Annotated in this window: 20 protein-coding genes and 2 pseudogenes; 14 read left to right on the top strand and 8 right to left on the bottom strand. The window is 65.4% G+C overall.

Annotated elements, in window-relative coordinates; translation table 11 throughout:
- Nucleotides 1-158 precede the first annotated feature (158 nt).
- The 3 genes from ACFWO3_RS20810 to ACFWO3_RS20800 form a co-directional block, all read right to left on the bottom strand.
- On the bottom strand, nt 159-1,133 hold the full coding sequence (locus ACFWO3_RS20810; protein WP_378581317.1) for a carbohydrate kinase family protein: 975 nt from the start codon (nt 1,131-1,133) through the stop codon (nt 159-161).
- 155 nt (nt 1,134-1,288) lie between these two features.
- On the bottom strand, nt 1,289-1,639 hold the full coding sequence (locus tag ACFWO3_RS20805; RefSeq protein WP_378581315.1) for a HesB/IscA family protein: 351 nt from the start codon (nt 1,637-1,639) through the stop codon (nt 1,289-1,291).
- 148 nt (nt 1,640-1,787) lie between these two features.
- Nucleotides 1,788-2,849, bottom strand: a complete 1,062-nt coding sequence (locus ACFWO3_RS20800; RefSeq protein WP_378581333.1) for a glycerate kinase — start codon at nt 2,847-2,849, stop codon at nt 1,788-1,790.
- A 100-nt stretch (nt 2,850-2,949) separates the two neighbouring features.
- On the opposite strand from ACFWO3_RS20800, the gene ACFWO3_RS20795 reads away from it, so the two are divergent.
- On the top strand, nt 2,950-3,606 hold the full coding sequence (locus tag ACFWO3_RS20795) for a DUF3043 domain-containing protein (protein ID WP_378581313.1): 657 nt from the start codon (nt 2,950-2,952) through the stop codon (nt 3,604-3,606).
- Nucleotides 3,607-3,610: 4 nt separating this feature from the next.
- On the opposite strand, the gene ACFWO3_RS20790 is transcribed toward ACFWO3_RS20795, so the two are convergent.
- Nucleotides 3,611-3,850, bottom strand: a complete 240-nt coding sequence (locus ACFWO3_RS20790) for a hypothetical protein (RefSeq protein WP_378581311.1) — start codon at nt 3,848-3,850, stop codon at nt 3,611-3,613.
- Nucleotides 3,851-3,949: 99 nt separating this feature from the next.
- Between ACFWO3_RS20790 and ACFWO3_RS20785 the strand changes: the two genes are divergently transcribed.
- From ACFWO3_RS20785 to ACFWO3_RS20775, 3 genes are read left to right on the top strand one after another with little or no spacing between them, the layout of a single operon-like run.
- Nucleotides 3,950-4,546, top strand: a complete 597-nt coding sequence (locus ACFWO3_RS20785) for a bifunctional adenosylcobinamide kinase/adenosylcobinamide-phosphate guanylyltransferase (RefSeq protein ID WP_378581309.1) — start codon at nt 3,950-3,952, stop codon at nt 4,544-4,546.
- A 49-nt stretch (nt 4,547-4,595) separates the two neighbouring features.
- Nucleotides 4,596-5,651 carry a nicotinate-nucleotide--dimethylbenzimidazole phosphoribosyltransferase gene (cobT, locus tag ACFWO3_RS20780; protein ID WP_378581307.1) on the top strand — a complete coding sequence of 352 codons (1,056 nt, stop codon included), beginning with the start codon at nt 4,596-4,598 and terminating at the stop codon, nt 5,649-5,651.
- A gap of 4 nt (nt 5,652-5,655) precedes the next feature.
- On the top strand, nt 5,656-6,417 hold the full coding sequence (locus ACFWO3_RS20775) for an adenosylcobinamide-GDP ribazoletransferase (RefSeq protein ID WP_378581305.1): 762 nt from the start codon (nt 5,656-5,658) through the stop codon (nt 6,415-6,417).
- On the opposite strand, the gene ACFWO3_RS20770 is transcribed toward ACFWO3_RS20775, so the two are convergent.
- Entirely contained in the window at nt 6,414-7,517 is a 1,104-nt protein-coding gene (locus ACFWO3_RS20770) for a branched-chain amino acid aminotransferase (RefSeq protein WP_378581303.1), read from the bottom strand. The two genes, ACFWO3_RS20775 and ACFWO3_RS20770, sit on opposite strands and share 4 nt — an antisense overlap.
- Nucleotides 7,518-7,549: 32 nt before the next feature.
- A complete protein-coding gene (gcvT, locus tag ACFWO3_RS20765) occupies nt 7,550-8,650 on the bottom strand; it encodes a glycine cleavage system aminomethyltransferase GcvT (RefSeq protein ID WP_378581301.1) in 1,101 nt (366 codons plus the stop codon).
- A 132-nt stretch (nt 8,651-8,782) separates the two neighbouring features.
- Between gcvT and ACFWO3_RS20760 the strand changes: the two genes are divergently transcribed.
- Nucleotides 8,783-10,303, top strand: a complete 1,521-nt coding sequence (locus ACFWO3_RS20760; protein ID WP_378581299.1) for a leucyl aminopeptidase — start codon at nt 8,783-8,785, stop codon at nt 10,301-10,303.
- Nucleotides 10,304-10,344: 41 nt separating this feature from the next.
- Here ACFWO3_RS20760 and ACFWO3_RS20755 read toward each other — a convergent pair whose 3' ends face one another.
- The gene (locus ACFWO3_RS20755; RefSeq protein WP_378581297.1) at nt 10,345-10,698 is read right to left on the bottom strand and encodes an oxidoreductase; all 354 of its coding nucleotides are present in this window, start codon (nt 10,696-10,698) and stop codon (nt 10,345-10,347) included.
- 359 nt (nt 10,699-11,057) lie between these two features.
- Between ACFWO3_RS20755 and sucB the strand changes: the two genes are divergently transcribed.
- From sucB to ACFWO3_RS20730, 5 genes are all read left to right on the top strand, one after another.
- A complete protein-coding gene (gene sucB, locus ACFWO3_RS20750) occupies nt 11,058-12,770 on the top strand; it encodes a 2-oxoglutarate dehydrogenase, E2 component, dihydrolipoamide succinyltransferase (protein WP_378581295.1) in 1,713 nt (570 codons plus the stop codon).
- Nucleotides 12,771-12,841: 71 nt separating this feature from the next.
- Nucleotides 12,842-13,732, top strand: a complete 891-nt coding sequence (locus ACFWO3_RS20745; protein ID WP_378581293.1) for a TIGR01777 family oxidoreductase — start codon at nt 12,842-12,844, stop codon at nt 13,730-13,732.
- 45 nt (nt 13,733-13,777) lie between these two features.
- Nucleotides 13,778-14,554 (top strand): lipoyl(octanoyl) transferase LipB, encoded by a 777-nt coding sequence (gene lipB, locus ACFWO3_RS20740; RefSeq protein WP_378581291.1) that lies wholly within the window; start codon nt 13,778-13,780, stop codon nt 14,552-14,554.
- 53 nt (nt 14,555-14,607) lie between these two features.
- The gene (lipA, locus tag ACFWO3_RS20735) at nt 14,608-15,678 is read left to right on the top strand and encodes a lipoyl synthase (RefSeq protein WP_378581279.1); all 1,071 of its coding nucleotides are present in this window, start codon (nt 14,608-14,610) and stop codon (nt 15,676-15,678) included.
- A 72-nt stretch (nt 15,679-15,750) separates the two neighbouring features.
- A complete protein-coding gene (locus ACFWO3_RS20730; protein WP_378581278.1) occupies nt 15,751-16,509 on the top strand; it encodes a DUF4191 domain-containing protein in 759 nt (252 codons plus the stop codon).
- A gap of 96 nt (nt 16,510-16,605) precedes the next feature.
- On the opposite strand, the gene ACFWO3_RS20725 is transcribed toward ACFWO3_RS20730, so the two are convergent.
- The gene (locus tag ACFWO3_RS20725; protein WP_378581276.1) at nt 16,606-17,085 is read right to left on the bottom strand and encodes an RDD family protein; all 480 of its coding nucleotides are present in this window, start codon (nt 17,083-17,085) and stop codon (nt 16,606-16,608) included.
- A 224-nt stretch (nt 17,086-17,309) separates the two neighbouring features.
- On the opposite strand from ACFWO3_RS20725, the gene glnA reads away from it, so the two are divergent.
- The 4 genes and pseudogenes from glnA to ACFWO3_RS20705 form a co-directional block, all read left to right on the top strand.
- Nucleotides 17,310-18,746, top strand: coding sequence for a type I glutamate--ammonia ligase (gene glnA / locus ACFWO3_RS20720; protein WP_378581274.1), 1,437 nt, complete (start codon nt 17,310-17,312; stop codon nt 18,744-18,746).
- A 301-nt stretch (nt 18,747-19,047) separates the two neighbouring features.
- A complete protein-coding gene (locus ACFWO3_RS20715) occupies nt 19,048-19,896 on the top strand; it encodes a putative protein N(5)-glutamine methyltransferase (RefSeq protein ID WP_378581272.1) in 849 nt (282 codons plus the stop codon).
- A gap of 25 nt (nt 19,897-19,921) precedes the next feature.
- Nucleotides 19,922-20,390 (top strand): annotated as a pseudogene (locus ACFWO3_RS20710) (ABC transporter permease subunit); the annotation flags it as partial.
- A pseudogene (locus tag ACFWO3_RS20705) lies at nt 20,371-20,822 on the top strand (ABC transporter permease); the annotation flags it as partial. The pseudogenes ACFWO3_RS20710 and ACFWO3_RS20705, both read left to right, overlap by 20 nt.
- Nucleotides 20,823-20,832: the final 10 nt, after the last annotated feature.

Raw genomic sequence — 20,832 nt, 5'->3', positions numbered from 1 at the left:
CTCTTTTCCCCCGTCTTTCCTTGTGTGTGGGTGCTTTCTTGTTTGGTGTCCCGGCGCTGGGTGCCTTTTCTCCCCCCCCGCGCCGCGGGGGGCGGGGGGGGCGGGGGGGCCGGGCCCCCGCCCCCCCCCCCCCCCCCACCACTCACAGGCGGTGCCGCTTACGGCAGGACTGCAGCGATCTCTTCGGAGGCTGCGGCACCGTAGGCGTCGCCGAGACGCTTGAGCGCTTCGTCCCGATCGAACGTCCATTCCTGGGTTCCGACGGTCTCGAGCACCAGAACCGCGACGAGTGAACCGAGCTGGGCGGACCGTTCGAATCCGAGTCCGGCGCGATGCGCGAGCAGGAAGCCTGCACGGAAGCCGTCACCGACGCCGGTCGGATCCACCTTTCCGTTCTCCGGCACCACACCGACTTTGGTGACCTCACCGTTGGTGTCGACGATCTCGACACCGTTGGCGCCGAGCGTGGTGATGCGAACCTTCACCCGCCCGCGGATCTCCTCCTCGGTGAATCCCGTCTTCTGCTGGAGCAGGCCCCACTCGTACTCGTTCGTGAAGAGGTACTCCGCGCCGTCGATGAGCATCTTGGCCTGCTCGCCGTCCAGGCGCGCCAACTGCTGTGAAGGATCGGCCGCGAACGGGATGTTCGACCTACGGCATTCGTCGGTGTGCCGGATCATGGCTTCGGGGTCGTTTGCACCGATCAGTACCAGTTCGGGGGCACTGGTTGCACTGGCCACGTCTGCCAGCGTGATGTCGCGAGCTTCACTCATCGCGCCCGGGTAGAACGACGCGATCTGCGCCATGTCTTCGTCGGTCGTGCAGACGAAACGCGCCGTATGAGCACTGGTCGACGTGCGAACACCACCGCAATCGACACCGTTGGATTCGAGCCACTGACGGTACTCGGCGAAATCGGCGCCGACCGCTCCGACCAGAACCGGCGACCCCCCGAGGACTCCCATGGCGTACGCGATGTTGCCGCCGACGCCGCCGCGACGCACGACGAGATCGTCGACGAGAAAGCTCAGCGAAATGTGGCTGAGCTGGTCGGCGAGCAATTGCTCGGCGAAGCGACCGGGAAATCGCATCAGGTGGTCGGTCGCAATGGAACCGGATACCGCAATGGTCACGGGTGGATGCCTTTCAGCGAGGAGTGCAGAGAAATATCACCGTACCCCGCCCGCAGGATGCGCCGACGAATCCCGAAAGCGGCGCCGATACACGAAAAAGCCGAAGCTCGCGACCACCAGGGGCCTCGAGCTTCGGCTCGATCGAACGAACGGATTCAGTTGAACGAATCACCGCAGGCGCACGAACCGGTGGCCTGGGGGTTGTCGATCGTGAATCCCTGCTTCTCGATCGTGTCGACGAAGTCGATGGAGGCGCCCTTCACGTACGGAGCGCTCATGCGGTCCACTGCGAGGCTGACACCGCCGAAGTCGACGACCAGGTCGCCATCGAGGCTACGGTCGTCGAAGAAAAGCTGGTAGCGCAGGCCGGCACAGCCGCCCGGCTGCACGGCGATACGCAACGCGAGGTCGTCACGACCTTCCTGGTCGAGCAGTGCCTTCGCCTTCGAGGACGCTGCCTCGGTCATCTTGACGCCGTGGACGGCGGTCTCGTTCTGCACAGTCATGGGCTCTCCCTGTAGTTCGTCGACCCGTGAACGCTTCAACGGTACTCCGCGCCGATCTTATTCCCGGCGTACCGATAGTGCGTCCGGCAACGCAAAGCAATAACCCCATCGTATCGGACTCACAAGTCCTGTCACGTGCCGCAGTGAGTCATCGGGAACGGCCGTACGCCGCGGCAACCGACTCCGCCAACCGACGCAGCTGCGCCGCGGCATCGGACATGGCGATCTCGACGGATCCGGCCGTGTCGACGAGCGATCCGGTGTCGACGATTCCCGCCTGTGCGAGGGCTTCGGTGTCGAGTTGCACCTGCCCGGCGAGAGCGATGGTCGGCACCTCGATTGCGCGGGCGCGTCGGGCGACCGCAGCGACGACTTTTCCGGCCAGCGACTGACTGTCCAGTCGTCCTTCCCCGGTGACGACCAGATCTACCGTGGCGAGGGTGCCGTCCTGCGATGTACGTTCCGCGACGGTGTCGGCGCCGGACACCCGCGTCGCACCGACTGCAAGCAGCGCCGCCCCGAGTCCGCCGGCCGCACCGGCTCCCGGCAGTTCGTCGACGGGGTACCCCAGCGTCGCGTGCAGTTCCCGGGCCCATTCCTGGTTGCGGCGTTCCAGTAGGAGCACGGTTTCCGGATCAGCACCCTTCTGCGGCCCGAACACACGGGCGGCGCCTGCGGGACCGGTCAACGGGTTCTCGACGTCCGTGGCGGCTACGAGTTCGACGCCGGAAAGACGGGTACGGGCATTCACGAGCCCACCGAATACCTGGAGGAATCCCCTGCCGCCGTCGGTGCAGGAACTACCGCCAAGACCGACCACCACTTGGTCCACGCCCTCGGATACGGCCGCGTCGACGAGTTGGCCTACTCCCTTGCTGTGGGCCGCGAGCGCTGTCGACGGCGTCGGCGGTCCACCGAGGAGGTGCAATCCGCACGCCTGGGCCGACTCGACATATGCCACGCGCGGACCGGCATCGAGGAGCCAGTGCGCGGTGACCTGTGAATCGAGTGGGCCGTCGACGTCGAGTTGACGCCGTTCTCCACCGGTCACTGCCACCACGTCCACGAATCCCGGTCCCCCGTCCGAGAACGGTGCCAGGATCAGTTCGTCGCCCGGGCGCGCTGCCGCCCACCCGTCAGCAATGGATGCAGCGGCGGCGGTGGCGCTCAAGGTGTCACCGAACGAGTCGGGGGCGATCAGCACGCGCATCGCGAAAGTGTACGGCTGCGCAGCCCACACGGCATTCTCGACGGCCCGATCCATCGGTGCCGGTTTCCCTCACCAACGGTCCATCCCATAACCTGGGAGTGTGAAACTGCTACGCCGAGGCGATTCGGACAAACCGGACAAGCGAGACGTCGAGGTCACCGAGTCGTCCGCGATCGAGGAACCGTCGACATCCGAGCGTGTCGGCAAGGGGCGTCCGACCCCGAAACGACGCGACGCCGAAGGCAAGCGCCGTGGGCCCGTCGCGCCCGCCCCGATGACGGCGAAAGAGGCACGAGCCCGTCGAAAGGCGAACAAGGGCAGCAAGGAAGACCGCAAGTTGGCGGCGTCGGAGCGTCGGGCCAACGCCCAGGAACGTCGCGCCCGCATGCTCGCCGGCGACGACAAGTACCTGCTCCCCCGCGACAAGGGACCGGTGCGCGCCTATGTCCGCGACATCATCGACGCCCGTCGCAATCTGGTCGGGCTCTTCATGCCGCTCGCGCTGGTTCTGATCATGGCGATGTTCGTCAGCCCGGAGCTTCAGGCGGTCATCACCCTCGCCATGCTCGTCATGATGGTCTTCATGGCGGGCGAAGGCGTCTACCTGGGCCGCCTGGTCAACAACCGGGTTCGAGCACGGTTCCCCGACACGCCGGACGGCGGTTTCAAGCTCGGCTGGTACGCGTTCGTACGTGCGTCCCAGATTCGGAAACTGCGAGCACCGAAGCCGCGAGTCGGCCCCGGCGACGCCATCTGATCTGTCATGCGTGCGGCGAGCCGTGGTACTCGAGTAGTACTGCGGCGGCGATTCGCCCTTCGCGATCACCTGCGAAGTCGATCATCGGGTCTGCCGGTCTGAATGCATCGTCGCGATACGTGTCGACGCCGTGCAGATGGGCCCAGCTGCGTGGCAGCCGATCCCCACCCGTTCGGCGCCCAGCCCATCGGACGGTGCGGTCGACGGCGATCATGACGATTACGAGTACCAGAAATTCGATCATGGCAGTAATGCTGCGCCTGTCGCATTCCTGCCGTAAGTGGCAGAACTGTCGATGTTCATCGAAAAACTGCCACGGCTGGAAGCTCGACAGTGCGTGCCCTTGGTAACGTCTGACACCGTGCCCGATACGGAACGCGCCGACCACGGAGTTCGCACCCTCGTCCTCGGTGGCGCCCGGTCCGGAAAATCCGCACACGCCGAGTCCCTCGCAGGCGGCGTACCGGATTCCGTCGCCGTTCGGTATCTCGCCACCGCCCGTCGCCACCCGGACGATTCCGACTGGGAAGAGCGCATCGACGGGCATCGTCGACGACGGCCAATTCACTGGACCGTCGTCGAGACCGCTCACCGCAGCGGCCTGGTGGACGAACTCGGCCGTACCGACTGGCCCGTCACACTCGTGGACGATCTCGGCACCTGGCTCACCGACACCATCGACAGCGCACACGCCTGGGATCGCCCCCGCGGAACCATCGCCGTCGACGTCGATTCTCTGGTGGATCGCGTTCGAACCTACCCACGAGATCTCGTGATAGTAAGCCCCGAAGTCGGACTGGCCGTGGTGCCGGAATCACGATCGGGAAGACTGTTTCGCGACGAGATCGGTGCCCTCAACGCCCGGCTGGCCAACGAGTGCGATCGGGTCGTACTCGTGGTGGCCGGACTCCCCTTGGTCTTGAAGGACAGCCGACCATGAGAGACGTTCGAGCCCTGAAGATGTTCGAAACCTACGGAAGGCAGCGAGAGTGACCCCGGACGATCGATTCGACGCCGTACCCCTGCCGGATCGGGAGGTCTTCGAGCAGGCGCGTTCTCGGCAGTCGATTCTGACCAAGCCTGCGAGCTCGCTTGGCCGTCTCGAGGCATTGTCGTGCTGGGTAGCTGCCTGCCAGGGAGTGTGCCCGCCACGTGAACTCACGCGTCCCCGTGTCGTCGTGTTCGCAGGAGACCACGGGATCGCACAGCACGGCGTGTCGGCGTACCCCACCGAAGTCACCGCGCAGATGGTCGCGAACATTCGGGACGGAGGCGCTGCCGTCAACGCCCTCGCTGCCGTTGCCGGGGCCGGGGTTCGAGTGGTCGACATGGCCGTCGCCGCTGATACCGACGAAAAGACCTCGGCATACAAGGTGTGCCGTTCGTCGGGCTCCATCAACGTCGAGGACGCGCTGAGCCAGGAAGAGACGCTCAGCGCCATCGCTGCCGGAAGGGCCATCGCCGACGACGAAATCGACTCCGGTGCAGACCTTCTCATCGCCGGTGACATGGGCATTGGCAACACCACACCTGCCACCGTTCTGATCGCCGCCATCACCGAAACGGAACCTGTAGCCGCCGTCGGCCGAGGAACGGGCATCGACGACGCCGGGTGGATCCGAAAAACGGCCGCCATCCGCGACGCGATGCGCCGCGCCCGCCCGCACGTCCGTGACACCGTCACGCTTCTCGCGACGGCCTCGGGAGCCGACATCGCCGCGATGGCAGGCTTTCTCGCGCAGGCATCGGTTCGGCGCACACCTGTCGTCCTCGACGGCGTGGTCGTCACCGCTGCCGCCGTCGTCGCCGAGGAGCTCGCACACGGCGCCCGTGAATGGTGGCTCGCGGGCCACCGCTCCACCGAACCGGCACACTCCATCGCTTTGAAGCACCTCCAACTGGAACCGCTCCTCGAGTTCGACATGCGGCTGGGCGAGGGCTCGGGTGCCGTCACTGCCCTCCCGATTCTGCAGTCCGCCATTGCAACACTCGCCAACATGGCCACGTTCGCCGAAGCCGGCGTTTCGACCGACGACGTCGGATGACACGTTGATCAACTCGGGAGAATCCGTCCGGCTCGCGTTCTCGTGGCTCACGGTGCTTCCGGTCGGTGGTCCGGCAACAGTCGACCGAAAGTCCGCCGCCCGGGCGATCGCAGCGACGCCGCTGACAGGTCTCGCCCTGGGAATAGGTGTCACAGGACTGCTCTGGGTACTGACCCTTGCCGGGCTCACGCCCGCGTTGGCCGGCATCGTCACCGTGGGAGCCCACGCCCTGGTCACCCGCGGCATGCACATCGACGGGCTGTCGGACACCTTCGACGGGCTCGGTTGTTACGGCCCGCCCGAGCGGGCCCGAGAAGTGATGTACACCGGCGGCGCAGGACCGTTCGGTGTCGCGGCCTTGGTCGTCTGCTTGGGCGCCCAGGCCTTGGCGTTCGCGGAGCTCGCTTCTGCCGACAGGTGGGGCACTCTGGTTATCGTCGTGTTCACCGGACGGGTGGCCGTCGTGATCGCTTGTCGGCAAGGCATTTCGGCGGCAAACGACCGAGGATTCGGTGCGCTCGTCGCCGGGACACAGGGCCCGGTGGCGATCGGTGCATGGACCGCAGTCGCAGTGGCCGCCTCGACGTCGTTCGGATCGCCACCGTGGTTCGGGCCGGTCGCCACTGCGGTGGTTCTCGGAGCCACCGTGCTGTTCGTCAGGCACTGTGCACGCAGGTTCGGCGGCCTGAACGGAGACGTCCTGGGGGCAACCCTCGAGCTGACCGTGACCGCCCTCGCCGTCACGGTCAGCGCAACCGCGACCTAGCGCAGCTTGGTCATCCAGCCGTGGATGTCCGCGAAGGTGCCGCGCTGAATTCCGGTCAACGTGTCCCGTAGCGCCATCGTCACCTCGCCGGGTTCGCCGTCGGCGATCGTGAACTCGCCGGACTCCGACTTGACCCGACCGACGGGGGTGATCACCGCGGCGGTACCGCACGCGAAAACCTCGGTGATCTCGCCGGATTCGCTCTTCTCGCGCAACTCTTCGGTACTGATCTTCCGCTCCTCGACCGCGAACCCTGCGTCGGCGGCCAGGCTGAGAAGCGAGTTCCGGGTGATCCCGGGTAGCAACGAACCGGAAAGAGCGGGGGTGACCAGCCGCGCATCGGAACCGGCACCGAACACGAAGAAGAGGTTCATTCCACCCATCTCCTCGACGTACGACCGCTCGATGGCGTCCAGCCACACCACCTGGTCACAGCCCTGCTCGGCCGCCTGAGCCTGGGCGAGCAGCGAAGCAGCGTAGTTGCCGGCGAACTTCGCGGCGCCGGTGCCGCCAGGAGCGGCGCGCACGTACTCGGTGGACAGCCAGACGCTCACCGGATGGACGCCACGGGGGAAGTACGCACCCGCCGGCGAGGCGATCAACTGGTAGCGGTACGAGTCCGCCGGTCGAACCCCCAGCCCCGCTTCCGTCGCGAACATGAAAGGTCGCAGATAGAGGGCGTCCTCGCCACCGGCCTCCGGAACCCAGTCGTGATCGATGTCGAGCAATTCGACGATCGACTGTACGAACGTCTCGCTCGGGAGTTCGGGCATCGCGAGCCGACGTGCGGAGGTCGCGAAGCGCTCCGCATTCGCCTCGATACGGAAGGACGAGATCGCGCCGTCTGCCTGCCGATAGGCCTTGAGGCCCTCGAAGATCGCCTGCCCGTAGTGCAGAACCATCGCTGCCGGATCGAGTGTGAGCGGGCCGTACGGCTCTATGCGGGCATCGTGCCAGCCCTTACCTGCCGTGTAGTCGATCGACACCATGTGGTCGGTGAAGTACCTCCCGAAGCCCGGTGCATCCAGAATCTCCTTCCGAGCCTGCGCAGTGGCGGGCGAAGGATGCTGGACGCGAACGAACTCGGTGGCCTCTGTCATGTCGACGATCCTATCGAACGACGCGAAACCGCCTACTTGGTGTTGACGTCCACGAAGGGCGGCGAGACCACTTCGCAGCGCAGCGCACGTCCACGCACGTCGACGGCCACTTCGTCGCCCGCCTTCACCCCGGCGTCGGTATCGATGAGAGCTAGCGCGATACCGACCTTCAAGGTGGGCGAGAATGTCCCCGACGTGCTCTCGCCGATGGTCACGCCGTCGCGTTGGACCGATTGGCCGGCACGGAGCACTCCGCGATCCAATGCCTTGATCCCCCACAGCTTTCTGGCCGGTCCCGCGGCCTTCTCGTCGACGAGAGTCTCGCGTCCCCAGAACGCAGGCTTCTTCCAGCCGACTGCCCAGCCGCATCGTGCTTCGAGAGGGGAGATCTCCAGCGACAGTTCGTGACCGTGCAACGGATATCCCATCTCGGTCCGGAGAGTGTCGCGTGCACCCAGACCGGCCACCTCGCCACCGGCCGACCGAACGGCGTCGATCAGCGCGCGGAACACCGTGTCGCTGTCCTCCCAACGGGGCAACAATTCGTAGCCGACCTCACCCGTGTAGCCGCTGCGGCACACGCGAACGGGAAGCCCGTTCCACGTCGCATCCGCGAAACCCATGTATTCGATGTCGGTGGGGAGACCCAACCCGGTGAGCACCTCCACCGCCTTCGGTCCCTGAACCGCGAGAACACCGAAAGCGCGGTGCTGGTTCTCGACGTCGACACCTTCGGGTGCCTGTGCCTGCAGCGCTGCCACGACATCGGCGGTGTTGGCGGCATTCGGAACGAGGAACACCTCGTCCGGTCCGACGAAATACGCGATGAGATCGTCGATCACGCCGCCCGACGCCGTGCAGCACAGGGTGTACTGCGCCTTGCCCGGACCGATCTTGTTCAGATCGTTGGTCAGGACGGAATTGACGAACTCTGCTGCCCCCGGGCCGGACACGAGTGCCTTCCCGAGATGACTGACGTCGAACAGGCCGACACTCTCACGAACCGCATTGTGTTCGGCCACGACACCGCTGTACGACACCGGCATCTCCCAACCGCCGAACGGTGCGAACGTCGCCCCGAGATCGACGTGAACGGAATGAAGCGGGCCCTGCAGCAACTGGTCGTCGGTCATGCGGGACAACCTATCGGACCCCGTAGGGGCGCCGCATCCGGTTCCCCGCCGCGATCGTGCCGTCGGGCTAGCATCGGTGACGGTCGGGTCCGCCCGGCGAATGCCTCGTATCCGAACTATTCAGGAGACACAGTGAGCACGTACACACCCCGACCGCTCGGACCCACCCTCGCATTGGCGGGCAGCGTAGGAAAGCGCGCGGACGTGTTGGTGATCGGCCTGACCAAGTCTGCCGACGGACCGGAGCTCGCCCTCGCGGACGGCACCGTCGACGACTCGATTCTCTCGGAGATCCTCGACGGCCTGACACTCGTCGGTGCGACGGGTGCTGCCGAGGAGATCACCCGCGTCCCCGCACCGGGCTCGCTGCCCGTCGACAGCATCGTCGCCGTCGGTCTCGGAGCAGCCGACGCCCTCGATGCCGAGCAGATTCGCAAGTCCGCCGGCGCTGCTGCACGAAGCCTGAAGGGGGGCATCGGCACCGCGGCAACCACACTGTCGGTCCTCGACCTCGGGGCCGCAGCCGAGGGCTTCGCGCTCGGTTCGTACGTGTTCCACGAGTACAAGTCCGCGAAGTCGGCACCCGGCCCCGACGCGGGCCCGGTCGAGAACGTCGAGCTGCTGGTCTCCGCGCCGAAGGACAAGGAGGCCAAGGCAACTCTCGAACGGTCCACCGCGATCGCAAAGGCCGTCGCGACGGCCCGTGAATTCGTCAACACTCCCCCGAGCCACCTGTTCCCCGCCGAGTTCGCCGACCGTGCACGTGCGCTCGGCTCCTCGGCCGGACTGAAGGTGGAAGTAATGGACGAGAAGGCCCTCGAGAAGGGTGGATACGGCGGCATCGTCGGAGTCGGCAAGGGTTCGTCCAGGCCGCCTCGGCTCGTTCGCCTGTCGTACGCCTCGAAGAAGAAGGGCGCGCCCAAGGTGGCTCTGGTCGGCAAGGGCATCACGTTCGACACCGGCGGGATCTCGATCAAGCCTGCGGCGAGCATGGAGAACATGACGTCGGACATGGGCGGCGCCGCAGCGGTGGTCGCGACGGTGGTCCTGGCCGCCGAGTTGGGTCTGCCGGTCGACGTAACGGCGACCGTGCCGATGGCCGAGAACATGCCGTCCTCCACCGCCCAACGCCCCGGCGACGTCCTGACCCAGTACGGCGGCACCACGGTGGAGGTGATCAACACGGATGCGGAGGGTCGACTCATCCTCGCGGACGCCATCGTTCGCGCTTGCGAAGACGAACCCGACTACCTGATCGACACCGCCACGCTGACCGGCGCGCAGATGGTGGCGCTGGGCAACCGCACGCCGGGAGTGATGGGTACGGACGAGTTCCGTGATCGCGTAGCTACCCTCTCGCAGCAGGTCGGCGAGAACGGATGGGCGATGCCGTTCCCGAGCGAGCTGCGTGCAGATCTCGACTCCAAGGTCGCAGACCTCGCGAACGTCACCAACCAGCGTTGGGGCGGAATGCTCGTCGCAGGCATCTACCTGAAGGAATTCGTGTCGCAGGACGTGCAGTGGGCACACATCGATGTCGCGGGACCGGCGTACAACACGTCCGGACCGTGGGGCTACACAGGCAAGGGCGGCACCGGAGTTCCGGTGCGCACGATGATCACGGTCATCGAGGACATCGCCGCCAACGGCTGACCTCCGTGAGTGGTTGACGAGTCCAGAGACTCGTCAACCACTCACAGGTCGCGTTCGCGCTCACGCTTGCGCTCGATCCGTCGCCGCGCATCGAAGTCACGCATACGCTGCGGATATCCCGTCTTGCGGACGTCGTAGACGGGGATCTTCAGGTCTTTCCCGAGCTTCCGCGCACCCTGCTCACCGCCGACACGGCGACGAGTCCACTCCCCGTCGGTCGCCACCAGAACGACGGTCACCTCGGTCACGGTGGTCTGCGGCTCCACGTACGCCTCCACACCGGTGTGAGTGCGAGTCCACTGCGCGAGGTACGCGGAATCGTCTCCGGACGGCAGCTGACGTCCGCGCCCCTTCGATCCACGCTGCTGTCGCGAGAACCTGTCGAACAGACCCACGTTCCACCTCCGTCGAGACTCCACCCCTGGACGCGGGTGGGGCAACCGGCCTGTACCGGTCCAACAAGTTTGCCAGTTGGTCGACATCTACGACGTCAGCGCAAATCTACTGGCCAGTAGGTCTAAAGCGGCGCCGTTCGGTGGGGCGACACGGTCACCCTCGTCGGACACGAAAGATCGGAGAGTGGAAGGATGAGACGGCGCCGACACTGTGACTGGGTGACGGTCTACTGAATTACCAACCAGTAACCCACACTGCGTGTGTAACTCGAGCACAATGGTTCACGAGCACAAGTTCACGACCACAAGTCGACACAACTCAACGAAACCCGAACACAACTGTCGAGGAGTCAAAAGACATGGCCTTCTCCGTCCAGATGCCAGCTCTTGGTGAGAGCGTCACCGAGGGAACTGTCACTCGGTGGCTCAAGCAGGAAGGAGACACGGTCGAAGTCGACGAACCCCTGCTCGAAGTCTCCACGGACAAGGTGGACACAGAGATTCCGTCGCCCGCTGCCGGTGTCCTGAGCAAGATCGTCGCGCAGGAAGACGACACTGTGGAGATCGGCGGCGAACTGGCCGTGATCGGTGATGCCGGCGAATCCCCCGCACCGTCCTCCGAGCCGGAGCCGGCGAACGAGGCACCGGCCCAGGCCGCTCCCGCGCCCGCCGAAGAAGCACCGTCCGCACCGGCGCAGTCCTCGGGTGCCGCGCAGTCCTCGGGGTCGGCTGAAGGCACGCCGGTGACGATGCCCGAACTCGGAGAGTCCGTCACCGAGGGCACCGTCACGCGTTGGCTGAAGACCATTGGTGACGAGGTTGCCGTCGACGAACCCCTCCTCGAAGTCTCCACCGACAAGGTCGACACCGAGATCCCGTCTCCCGTTGCCGGTGTGCTGCTCGAGATCAGCGCGCAGGAAGACGACGTCGTCGATGTCGGTGGGCAGTTGGCTGTGGTGGGTTCCGGTTCACCCGCACAGGGTTCCGCTCCCGCGCCGGCCCCCGAACCTGCACCGACACCCGAACCTGCACCGACACCGGAACCTGCGCCCACCCCCGCGCCCAAGCCGGAACCGAAGCAGGAAGCCGCACCGGCCGCGACCACCCCCGCGAAGCCCGCTGGCGACGCCACCCCTTACGTGACCCCTCTCGTCCGCAAACTCGCGGCCGAGAACAACGTCGACCTCTCCAGCCTGACCGGCACCGGGGTCGGTGGACGTATCCGTAAGCAGGACGTTCTCGAGGCAGCCGAGCAGCAGAAGGCACCTGCCGCACCGGAACCGGCGGCCGCGCCGGCCGCTTCGACACCGACGGCGCCTGCTGCGGGTGTTCGTCCGGAGCTGGCCCACCTGCGTGGGACCACCCAGAAGGCCAACCGGATCCGCCAGATCACGGCAACCAAGACCCGCGAGTCGCTGCAGACCACCGCACAGCTCACTCAGACCTTCGAGGTCGACGTCACCAAGATCGCGGGTCTGCGTGCACAGGCGAAGGACACGTTCCTCGAACGTGAGGGGGTCAAGCTGACGTTCCTGCCCTTCTTCGCAAAGGCGGTCGTCGAGGCCCTCAAGTCGCACCCGAACGTGAACGCCAGCTACGACGAAGATGCCAAGCAGATCACCTACTACGACGCCGAGCACCTGGGCATCGCGGTGGACACCGAGCAGGGTCTGCTCTCGCCCGTCATCCACAACGCGGGCAACCTCTCGCTCGCCGGGTTGGCCCGCGCGATCGCGGACATCGCCAAGCGCGCACGTTCGGGAGGTCTCAAGCCGGACGAGCTCTCGGGTGGCACCTTCACGATCACGAACATCGGCAGCCAGGGCGCACTCTTCGACACGCCGATTCTGGTTCCGCCGCAGGCGGCGATGCTCGGTACCGGTGCGATCGTCAAGCGGCCCGTCGTCGTCACCGACGAGAACGGCAGCGAGTCGATCGGTGTCCGGTCGATGTGCTACCTGCCTCTGACGTACGACCATCGACTCGTCGACGGTGCCGATGCCGGCCGTTTCCTCACGACGGTCAAGCAGCGCCTCGAAGAGGCTTCGTTCGAAGCGGATCTGGGCCTGTAGCAATAAGCTGAGACCACCGGGCGCCATTCCATTCCGGGATGGCGCCCGGGTGTTTTCGCGAGGAGGTGTACATGCGAGTCGTGGTGGCCGGATCGTCCGGCCTCATCGGAACGGCCCTCGTGTCCTCGCTGCGATCCGACGGTCACGATGTGGTGCGCCTGGTTCGCCGGCCCACCGCGGCACCGGACGAGGCTCGTTGGAACCCCGAACGTGGGCAGGTTCCGGCCGCTGCGTTGCGCGGTGCGGACGCGGTCGTCAACCTGTGCGGTGTCGGCATCGGTGACGCCCGCTGGTCCGGGGCGTACAAACAGCTCATCAGGGACAGTCGGATCACTTCCACCGATGTTCTGGCCACGGCGGTCGCCGACGTCGGGGTGCCCGTGCTCGCCAACGCCTCGGCGGTCGGCTACTACGGGGATCGTGGTTCACGGGTCGTCACCGAAGCCACTTCCCCCGGCACCGATTTCCTGGCAACAACCTGTCTCGACTGGGAGCGTGCCACCACGCCGGCCAGCGCTGCGGGAACCCGAACGGTGCTCCTGCGTAGCGGACTCGTGTTGTCCCCTCGCGGCGGCGCTCTCGGCAGGCTCCGGGGCTTGTACTCGGTCGGGCTCGGTGGTCGTCTCGGCGACGGCCGACAGTACTTTCCCTGGATCGCACTCGAGGATCACGTCGACGCGGTCAAGTTCGCGCTCACCCACGACGACATCGAGGGCCCGGTCAATCTCACCGGGCCCGCACCCGTCACCAATGCCGAGTTCACCGCGGCACTCGCGCGGGCGGTTCACCGCCCGGCACCGTGGGTTGTCCCCGGTTTCGCACTCACCGCCGTCCTCGGCGAGTTCGCACGCATCGGTCTCCTGGCCGGGCAGCGTGCGATTCCCGAGGTTCTCGAAGCCGCCGGGTTCCAGTTTCGGCGCAATACCATCGGCGAAGCTCTGGGGTCGGTGCTCACCCGCTGACGGCGAGGTGATCGCGGCCGAGCCCGTCGGCGTAATCTCGACGCCATGGCTGGCACCAATCCGACATCGGCACGACGCTCGCCCTCTCCGATGCGAACCGAACGTCTCGGGCTGATCGATTACGTCGAAGCGTGGGACACCCAGCGCTCCCTCGCCGCAGCACGCGCGGACGGCACCACCGACCACGACACGATGCTCCTGCTCGAACACCCGCCGATCTATACAGCCGGCCGACGGACCGCGCCCGAGGATCGCCCCACGGACGGAACTCCCGTCATCGACGTCGACCGGGGCGGGAAGATCACCTGGCACGGTCCCGGCCAACTTGTCGGCTATCCGATCGTGAAGCTCGCCGAGCCCGTGGACGTCGTTCGCTACGTGCGCCGCATCGAGCAGGCCCTCATCAGCGTGGTCGAGGACCACGGCATCGAGTGCGGTCGGGTCGACGGACGTTCCGGCGTATGGCTTCCGGCGATGCTGCGGTCCGGCGAATGGCTCCCCGAACGGAAGATCGCGGCCATCGGAGTGCGTGTCCAGCGAGGAGTTGCGCTGCACGGCTTCGCCCTCAACTGCAATTCCGACATCGGTGCGTTCGACACCATCGTTCCGTGCGGGATCACCGATGCCGGCGTGACGTCGCTGTCCGCTGAACTCGGCCGGGAAGTCACCGTCGATCAGGTGGTCGATGCCGTGTCGTCGGCCGTGATCGATGCGCTCGACGGCGTTCTGGAAGTGTCCGAACACGACATCGAACGGATTGTCGTTCCCGTCGCCGATCAGCCTTCCCAGCGACCCACTTTCACTACTGTCCAGTACAGCTGACCAGCGCGTACCCGTCCTCTGAGTGACCTCACCGCAGGCGTACGATCGGACGCGTGACTGTCACACCCGACAACCCCGCTGCCAGTTCCCCATCCAACAGTTCAGCTGCAAGCGCCCCCGCCGCCCCGGAAGGGCGCAAACTACTCCGTCTCGAGATCCGAAACGCGGAGACTCCGATCGAACGCAAGCCCAACTGGATCAAGACGCGCGCCAAGATGGGCCCGGAGTATTCCGAGCTCAAAGGGTTGGTCAAGCGTGAAGGTCTGCACACCGTGTGTGAGGAGGCGGGCTGCCCCAACATCTACGAATGCTGGGAAGACCGTGAGGCCACATTCCTGATCGGCGGCGAGCAGTGCACCCGCCGCTGCGACTTCTGCCAGATCGACACTGGCAAGCCTTCCGAACTCGACCGGGACGAACCTCGTCGCGTCGCGGAGAGCGTTCAGGCCATGGGCCTGCGCTACTCGACCATCACCGGTGTCGCCCGCGACGACCTCCCGGACGGCGGTGCGTGGCTGTACACGGAGACCGTCCGCAAGATCCACGAGCTCAATCCCGGAACCGGCGTCGAGAATCTGATCCCCGACTTCAACGGCAAGCCCGATCTGCTCGAGGAAGTGTTCTCCGCCCGTCCCGAGGTTCTCGCCCACAACGTCGAGACCGTGCCGCGCATCTTCAAGCGGATTCGGCCGGCGTTCCGCTATCAGCGTTCACTCGACGTGATCACTGCGGCTCGCGATTACGGACTCGTCACGAAGTCGAATCTCATCCTCGGCATGGGCGAGACCCCGGAAGAAGTCACGGAGGCCATGCACGATCTGCACGAGGCCGGCTGCGACATCCTGACCATCACGCAGTACCTGCGTCCCTCCCCTCGACACCATCCGGTCGAGCGTTGGGTCAAGCCTGAAGAGTTCGTCGACCACTCCAAGGCCGCGGAGGAGATCGGATTCGCCGGAGTCATGGCCGGACCCCTCGTGCGTTCGTCCTACCGAGCCGGGCGTCTCTACGCACAGGCAATGGCGCGTCACGGTCGCGAACTGCCTGCAGGGCAGGAACATCTGACCGAGGGTGGCGACGCATCGCAGGAAGCCGGTTCGCTCCTCGCCCGCCTCGCACGCTGATCCACCGCCCTCGTTCGTCGCGTCACCGGAGTGGTCGTAAGTTCACCACTCCGGCGACGTATCCTTGGAGACATGGCGAACGGCAGTAAGAGCAGCAAGGCGGGCAAACCCAGCAAGGAAGCGAAGGCGGCTGCCAAGGCGGCCCGCAAGCAGGCGTCCAAGGAACGCAGGACACAGTTGTGGCAGGCGTTCCAGATGCAGCGCAAGGACGACAAGCTGCTGCTGCCGCTGATGATCGGCACTCTGGTCGGCCTGGCCGTTCTGTTCTTCCTCATCGGGTTGATCTGGGGAATCCAGTGGTTCCTACTCCCGATCGGCATCGTGCTCGGCATCTTGGGTGCGTTCATCATCTTCGGTCGCCGAGTTCAGAAGACGGTCTACGGCAAGGCAGAAGGGCAAGCCGGTGCCGCAGCCTGGGCGCTCGACAACATGCAGGGCGCGTGGCGCGTCAACAGCGCGGTCGCAGGCACCACCCAACTCGACGCGGTCCACCGCGTCATCGGCCGTCCCGGCATCATCCTGGTTGCAGAGGGCTCACCCCAGCGCGTGAAGTCACTTCTCGCCCAAGAGAAGAAGAAGACCGCCCGTCTGGTCGGCGACACCCCGATCTACGACATCATCGTCGGCAACGACGAAGGTCAGGTTCCGCTCTCGAAGTTGCAGCGGCACCTGAACAAGCTTCCCAAGAACATCGACACCAAGCGAATGGACGCGATCGAAGGCCGTCTCGCAGCGCTCAGCAGTCGCGGCGGCGGCGCTGCCCTCCCCAAGGGGCCGGTGCCGGGCGGCGCGAGGATGAAGGGCGTGCAGCGCACCATCCGTCGCCGCTGACCCACACTTTCCGTCCGCTCTATTTCCGACGAATGTCACACACGTTCGGTTCGTCCGAACGGGTGTGACATTCGTCGTTCCGGGGTTCCGAGGAAGTCAGCGGGTGCGAATCAGGGCCGTGCCCGTTGCCCGATCCTGCATGCCACGGCCGTCGATGTCGGTGATCGTTCCCGGCACGACGAACACGAGCAGAGCCTGCCGACCGAGTGCCCTTCGCACTCCGACGCGGTGCGGCCCATCGATGCGCGCCACCTGCACGCCCATGCAGAACTGACCCGGAGTGAACGAGAAGATGCTGACGGTGACGACGCCCACGACGAACCACACCATCAACGTGATCGTGCCGATCGCACCCTGCAGTGCGCCTTCCCCGAGGAACAGGGCGGCCACGCCTGCCGACGTCAGCCAGTCCACCATCAATGCCGCAACTCGGCGGCCCGTACCCGACAGTGAGCCGGGGCCGTCCGCGGGTAGGCCCAGTCGCTCTCCCCGGTACTTCTGCGGGGTCCGGCCGTCGACGCCCTCCGGGAGCGCCGCAGACGGTCCGGAGAGCCAAGAACCCGTAATCCGTGCCATGTACTACAGGATAGGCGCCGAAGTGGCCGATCCCGCCCACGGGATCTCACGACGGCCGATTAGTATGTGTGAGCGGTCACAGACCGCGCGATATGCCCAGAATGTTGCCACGTGTAACACGGGCGAAACAAAAGGTTGACCAGCGGGCAACACCAGGTCCATAGCGTCTGGCTCGACGAATTCGCCAATACCCACTTGGCTGAAGCGACTTAAGGAGCACAAGCGTGGCTTTCACCACGGCCGAAGAGGTCATCAAGTTCATCAAGGACGAAAACGTCGAGTACGTCGACATCCGGTTCAGCGATCTGCCCGGCGTCCAGCAGCACTTCTCGATCCCGGCCTCCGCCTTCAACCAGGACGTTTTCGAGGACGGACTCGCGTTCGACGGTTCGTCCGTCCGCGGGTTCCAGTCGATCCACGAGTCGGACATGATGTTGCTCCCCGACGTCACCACCGCTCAGATCGACCCGTTCCGTGCAGCGAAGACACTCAACATCAACTTCTTCGTCCACGACCCCTTCACCCGCGAGTCCTACAGCCGCGACCCCCGCAACGTCGCACGCAAGGCCGAAGAGTTCCTGAAGTCGACCGGCATCGCCGACACCGCATTCTTCGGTGCCGAAGCCGAGTTCTACATCTTCGACTCCGTGTCCTACGACTCGAGCATGAACGGTGCGTTCTACAAGCTCGACGCAGTGTCGGGCGCCTGGAACACCGGCAACGAGCGCAACACCGACGGCACCCCCAACCTCGGTTACAAGGTTCGCCCCAAGGGTGGATACTTCCCCGTCGCCCCCTACGACCACTACGTCGACCTGCGTGACGAGATCTCCACCAACCTGACCAACGCGGGCTTCGAGCTCGAGCGCGGCCACCACGAGGTCGGCACCGGTGGTCAGCAGGAGATCAACTACAAGTTCAACACCCTGCTCGCCGCAGCCGACGACCTGCAGCTGTTCAAGTACATCGTCAAGAACACCTGCTGGAAGCACGGCAAGTCCGCGACCTTCATGCCGAAGCCCCTCTTCGGCGACAACGGCTCGGGCATGCACGTCCACCAGTCGCTGTGGAAGGACGGCAAGCCGCTGTTCCACGACGAGGCAGGCTACGCAGGCCTTTCGGACATGGCACGCCACTACATCGGCGGCATCCTGCACCACGCGCCGTCGCTGCTGGCCTTCACGAACCCGACGATCAACTCGTACCACCGCCTGGTGCCGGGCTACGAAGCCCCCATCAACCTGGTGTACAGCCAGCGCAACCGCTCCGCGGCCGTGCGCATCCCGATCACCGGCAACAACCCGAAGGCCAAGCGCCTCGAGTTCCGCGCCCCCGACTCCTCGGGTAACCCCTACCTGAACTTCGCGGCGCAGATGATGGCCGGTCTCGACGGCATCAAGAACAAGATCGAGCCGCAGGCACCGGTCGACAAGGACCTCTACGAGCTCCCGCCGGAGGAGGCCCGCAACATCCCGCAGGCCCCCACCCAGCTGTCGACCGTCATCGATCGCCTCGAGCAGGACCACGATTACCTCACCGAGGGCGGCGTCTTCACGTCCGACCTCATCGAGACCTGGATCTCGCTCAAGCGCGAGCAGGAAATCGCCCCGGTCAACCTGCGTCCGCACCCCTACGAGTTCGAGCTCTACTACGACGTGTGAGCCGGCACCGCCGACGCGACGTGTGAGCCGGCACCGCCGACGCGACGTGTGAGCCGGCACCGCCGACGCGACGTGTGAGCCGGCACCGCCGACGCGACGTGTGAGCCGGCACCGCCACTCGAACCCGGTCCGCCCGCTGTCACCACTGGTGGCAGCGGGCGGACCGCTTTTCTGCGTGACCTACCCCTGGAAGTACCGGTGGTCGCCCGACGTCGGTCGCGGTACCGTGACGGAATTCGTCGACCGACGTTCCGACGCATCCGTCGCATGTGCCCGCGCCGAGCGTCCGAAAGGTTCTCAGGTGCCCGCTGGTCCTCCACTCGAACTCGTTGCCGAACTTCGGCGCGCCGGCTGCGTCTTCGCCGAGGACGAGGCCGCACTCCTGGTCGAGGCTGCCGAGTCACCCGAAGTGCTGAACGGACTCGTGCGGAGGCGAATCTCCGGCACACCGCTCGAATACATTCTCGGTTGGACCGAGTTCTGCGGGTTGCGAATACCGGTGAGCGAGGGCGTGTTCGTGCCGCGTCGCCGGACCGAGTTCCTCGTTCGGGTCGCAGCGGCGCAATTGTTCAAGGACGCCACGATCGTCGACATGTGTTGCGGGTCCGGAGCGGTGGGCGTCGCCCTGGCAGCACGATCACAGTCGATTCACCTTCACGCCGTGGATATCGACCCGGTGTGCGTGCGTTGCGCCAAGACGACGGTGGACGCTGTGGGCGGCACCGTTCACCAGGGCGACCTGTTCGATCCGCTCCCCCGAAGCATGTGCGGTCTGGTCGATCTCGTCGTCGCCAATGCGCCGTACGTACCCACCGACGAGATAGACCTGATGCCTACTGAGGCACGCCTGCACGAGCCCCGGGCAGCGCTCGACGGTGGCTCCGACGGGCTCGAAATCCAACGCCGATTGATCGCCGAGGCGCCGAACTGGCTCACACCGGGCGGGCATCTCTTCATCGAAACCAGCGAAAAGCAGAGTACGGCGACGGAAACGCTGTGTCGCAAAAGCGGTATGGAGACCGAGCCCACACACACGAGCGAGTTCGGAACCAGCGTCGTCGTCGCACGGGCGAATCATGATGCCACGCCTGCTGATTTCAACTCTTGCAATTGCGCCCCGCACTGTGAAACGCAACATCGGCGTACATGATTCATGAACCGCACGAGGTGAACCTCTGATATTCAGCGCCCCTTGGGAGTTCGCCTCCGCACGGCGACAACAACTTCTCACCGATTCCTTTCTTCATGTCGGCGCAGTCGTTCAATCGGTGATCATTGCGACCGTCGTGGCAGTGGCAATCGGAATCTGGTGTATCGCAGCCCGATGGGGTCGTCCATCGCCACTGCTCTGGCCAGCACGATCCTCACCGTCCTGTCGTTCGCACTGCTCGGGCTGCTCATTCCCATTCTCGGTCTCGCTTCGGTCGATCCCGCGATCACCGACGCGGCCCGTGGAATCGGAATGGGAAGAGTCCTCGTTCTGAGCAGAATCGCAATTCCGATGGCCTGGCCGTCCATCCTCGCGGGGATGCGGGTGAGTACCCAGATGCTGGTGGGAATTCTCGCGATCGCCGCCTATGCCAAGGTCCGGGTCTGGGAAATCTCATCTTCTCAGGACTGTCCCGCGCCGGCGATCGGTCTGCTGGTTCTCCTGTTCCTCGCGACGAATCGCACCGGCTTCTGGATCGGTGTCCTTCCGATTGCGTTCTACTCACTTCTCCCCGTCATGCGAAACACGATGCTGGGCCTGCAGGAAGTGAACCCGACCCTCATCGACGCAGGACGCGGCCAGGGCAAAGTCCGCGCGTCTCATGCTGCGCGACCGTGGAACTGCCACTTTCCATTCCCTACATCCTCGCCGGATTGCGCACGTCCCTAGTACTCGCGGTGGGTACCGCCACCCTGAGCTTCCTCGTCAGCGCCGGCGGGCTCGGCATCTTGATCGACACCGGTTATAAGTTGCGTGACAACGTGACTCTCGTCGTGAGTGCCGTCCTTGCTGTCGTCCTTGAGCTGCTCGAGGACTGGTTGGGCGCACTTGCAGAAGAATTCCTCGGCCCCAAAGGGTTGCGATGAAGGCGGGGCA

The organism is Rhodococcus sp. NPDC058521, from assembly GCF_042719695.1.
Taxonomy (GTDB): Bacteria; Actinomycetota; Actinomycetes; order Mycobacteriales; family Mycobacteriaceae; genus Rhodococcus_F.
Note: the sequence above shows the minus strand (reverse complement) of the source record. Positions and strands in the feature narration are given on the sequence as shown.

What these genes read in the sequence shown, in the direction of transcription:
- ACFWO3_RS20805 (WP_378581315.1), bottom strand. Translation starts at nt 1,639, where the DNA reads ATGACTGTGCAGAACGAGACCGCCGTCCACGGCGTCAAGATGACCGAG.
- ACFWO3_RS20800 (WP_378581333.1), bottom strand. Translation starts at nt 2,849, where the DNA reads ATGCGCGTGCTGATCGCCCCCGACTCGTTCGGTGACACCTTGAGCGCC.
- ACFWO3_RS20790 (WP_378581311.1), bottom strand. Translation starts at nt 3,850, where the DNA reads ATGATCGAATTTCTGGTACTCGTAATCGTCATGATCGCCGTCGACCGC.
- ACFWO3_RS20770 (WP_378581303.1), bottom strand. Translation starts at nt 7,517, where the DNA reads ATGACAGAGGCCACCGAGTTCGTTCGCGTCCAGCATCCTTCGCCCGCC.
- gcvT (WP_378581301.1), bottom strand. Translation starts at nt 8,650, where the DNA reads ATGACCGACGACCAGTTGCTGCAGGGCCCGCTTCATTCCGTTCACGTC.
- sucB (WP_378581295.1), top strand. Translation starts at nt 11,058, where the DNA reads ATGGCCTTCTCCGTCCAGATGCCAGCTCTTGGTGAGAGCGTCACCGAG.
- ACFWO3_RS20745 (WP_378581293.1), top strand. Translation starts at nt 12,842, where the DNA reads ATGCGAGTCGTGGTGGCCGGATCGTCCGGCCTCATCGGAACGGCCCTC.
- lipB (WP_378581291.1), top strand. Translation starts at nt 13,778, where the DNA reads ATGGCTGGCACCAATCCGACATCGGCACGACGCTCGCCCTCTCCGATG.
- ACFWO3_RS20730 (WP_378581278.1), top strand. Translation starts at nt 15,751, where the DNA reads ATGGCGAACGGCAGTAAGAGCAGCAAGGCGGGCAAACCCAGCAAGGAA.
- ACFWO3_RS20725 (WP_378581276.1), bottom strand. Translation starts at nt 17,085, where the DNA reads ATGGCACGGATTACGGGTTCTTGGCTCTCCGGACCGTCTGCGGCGCTC.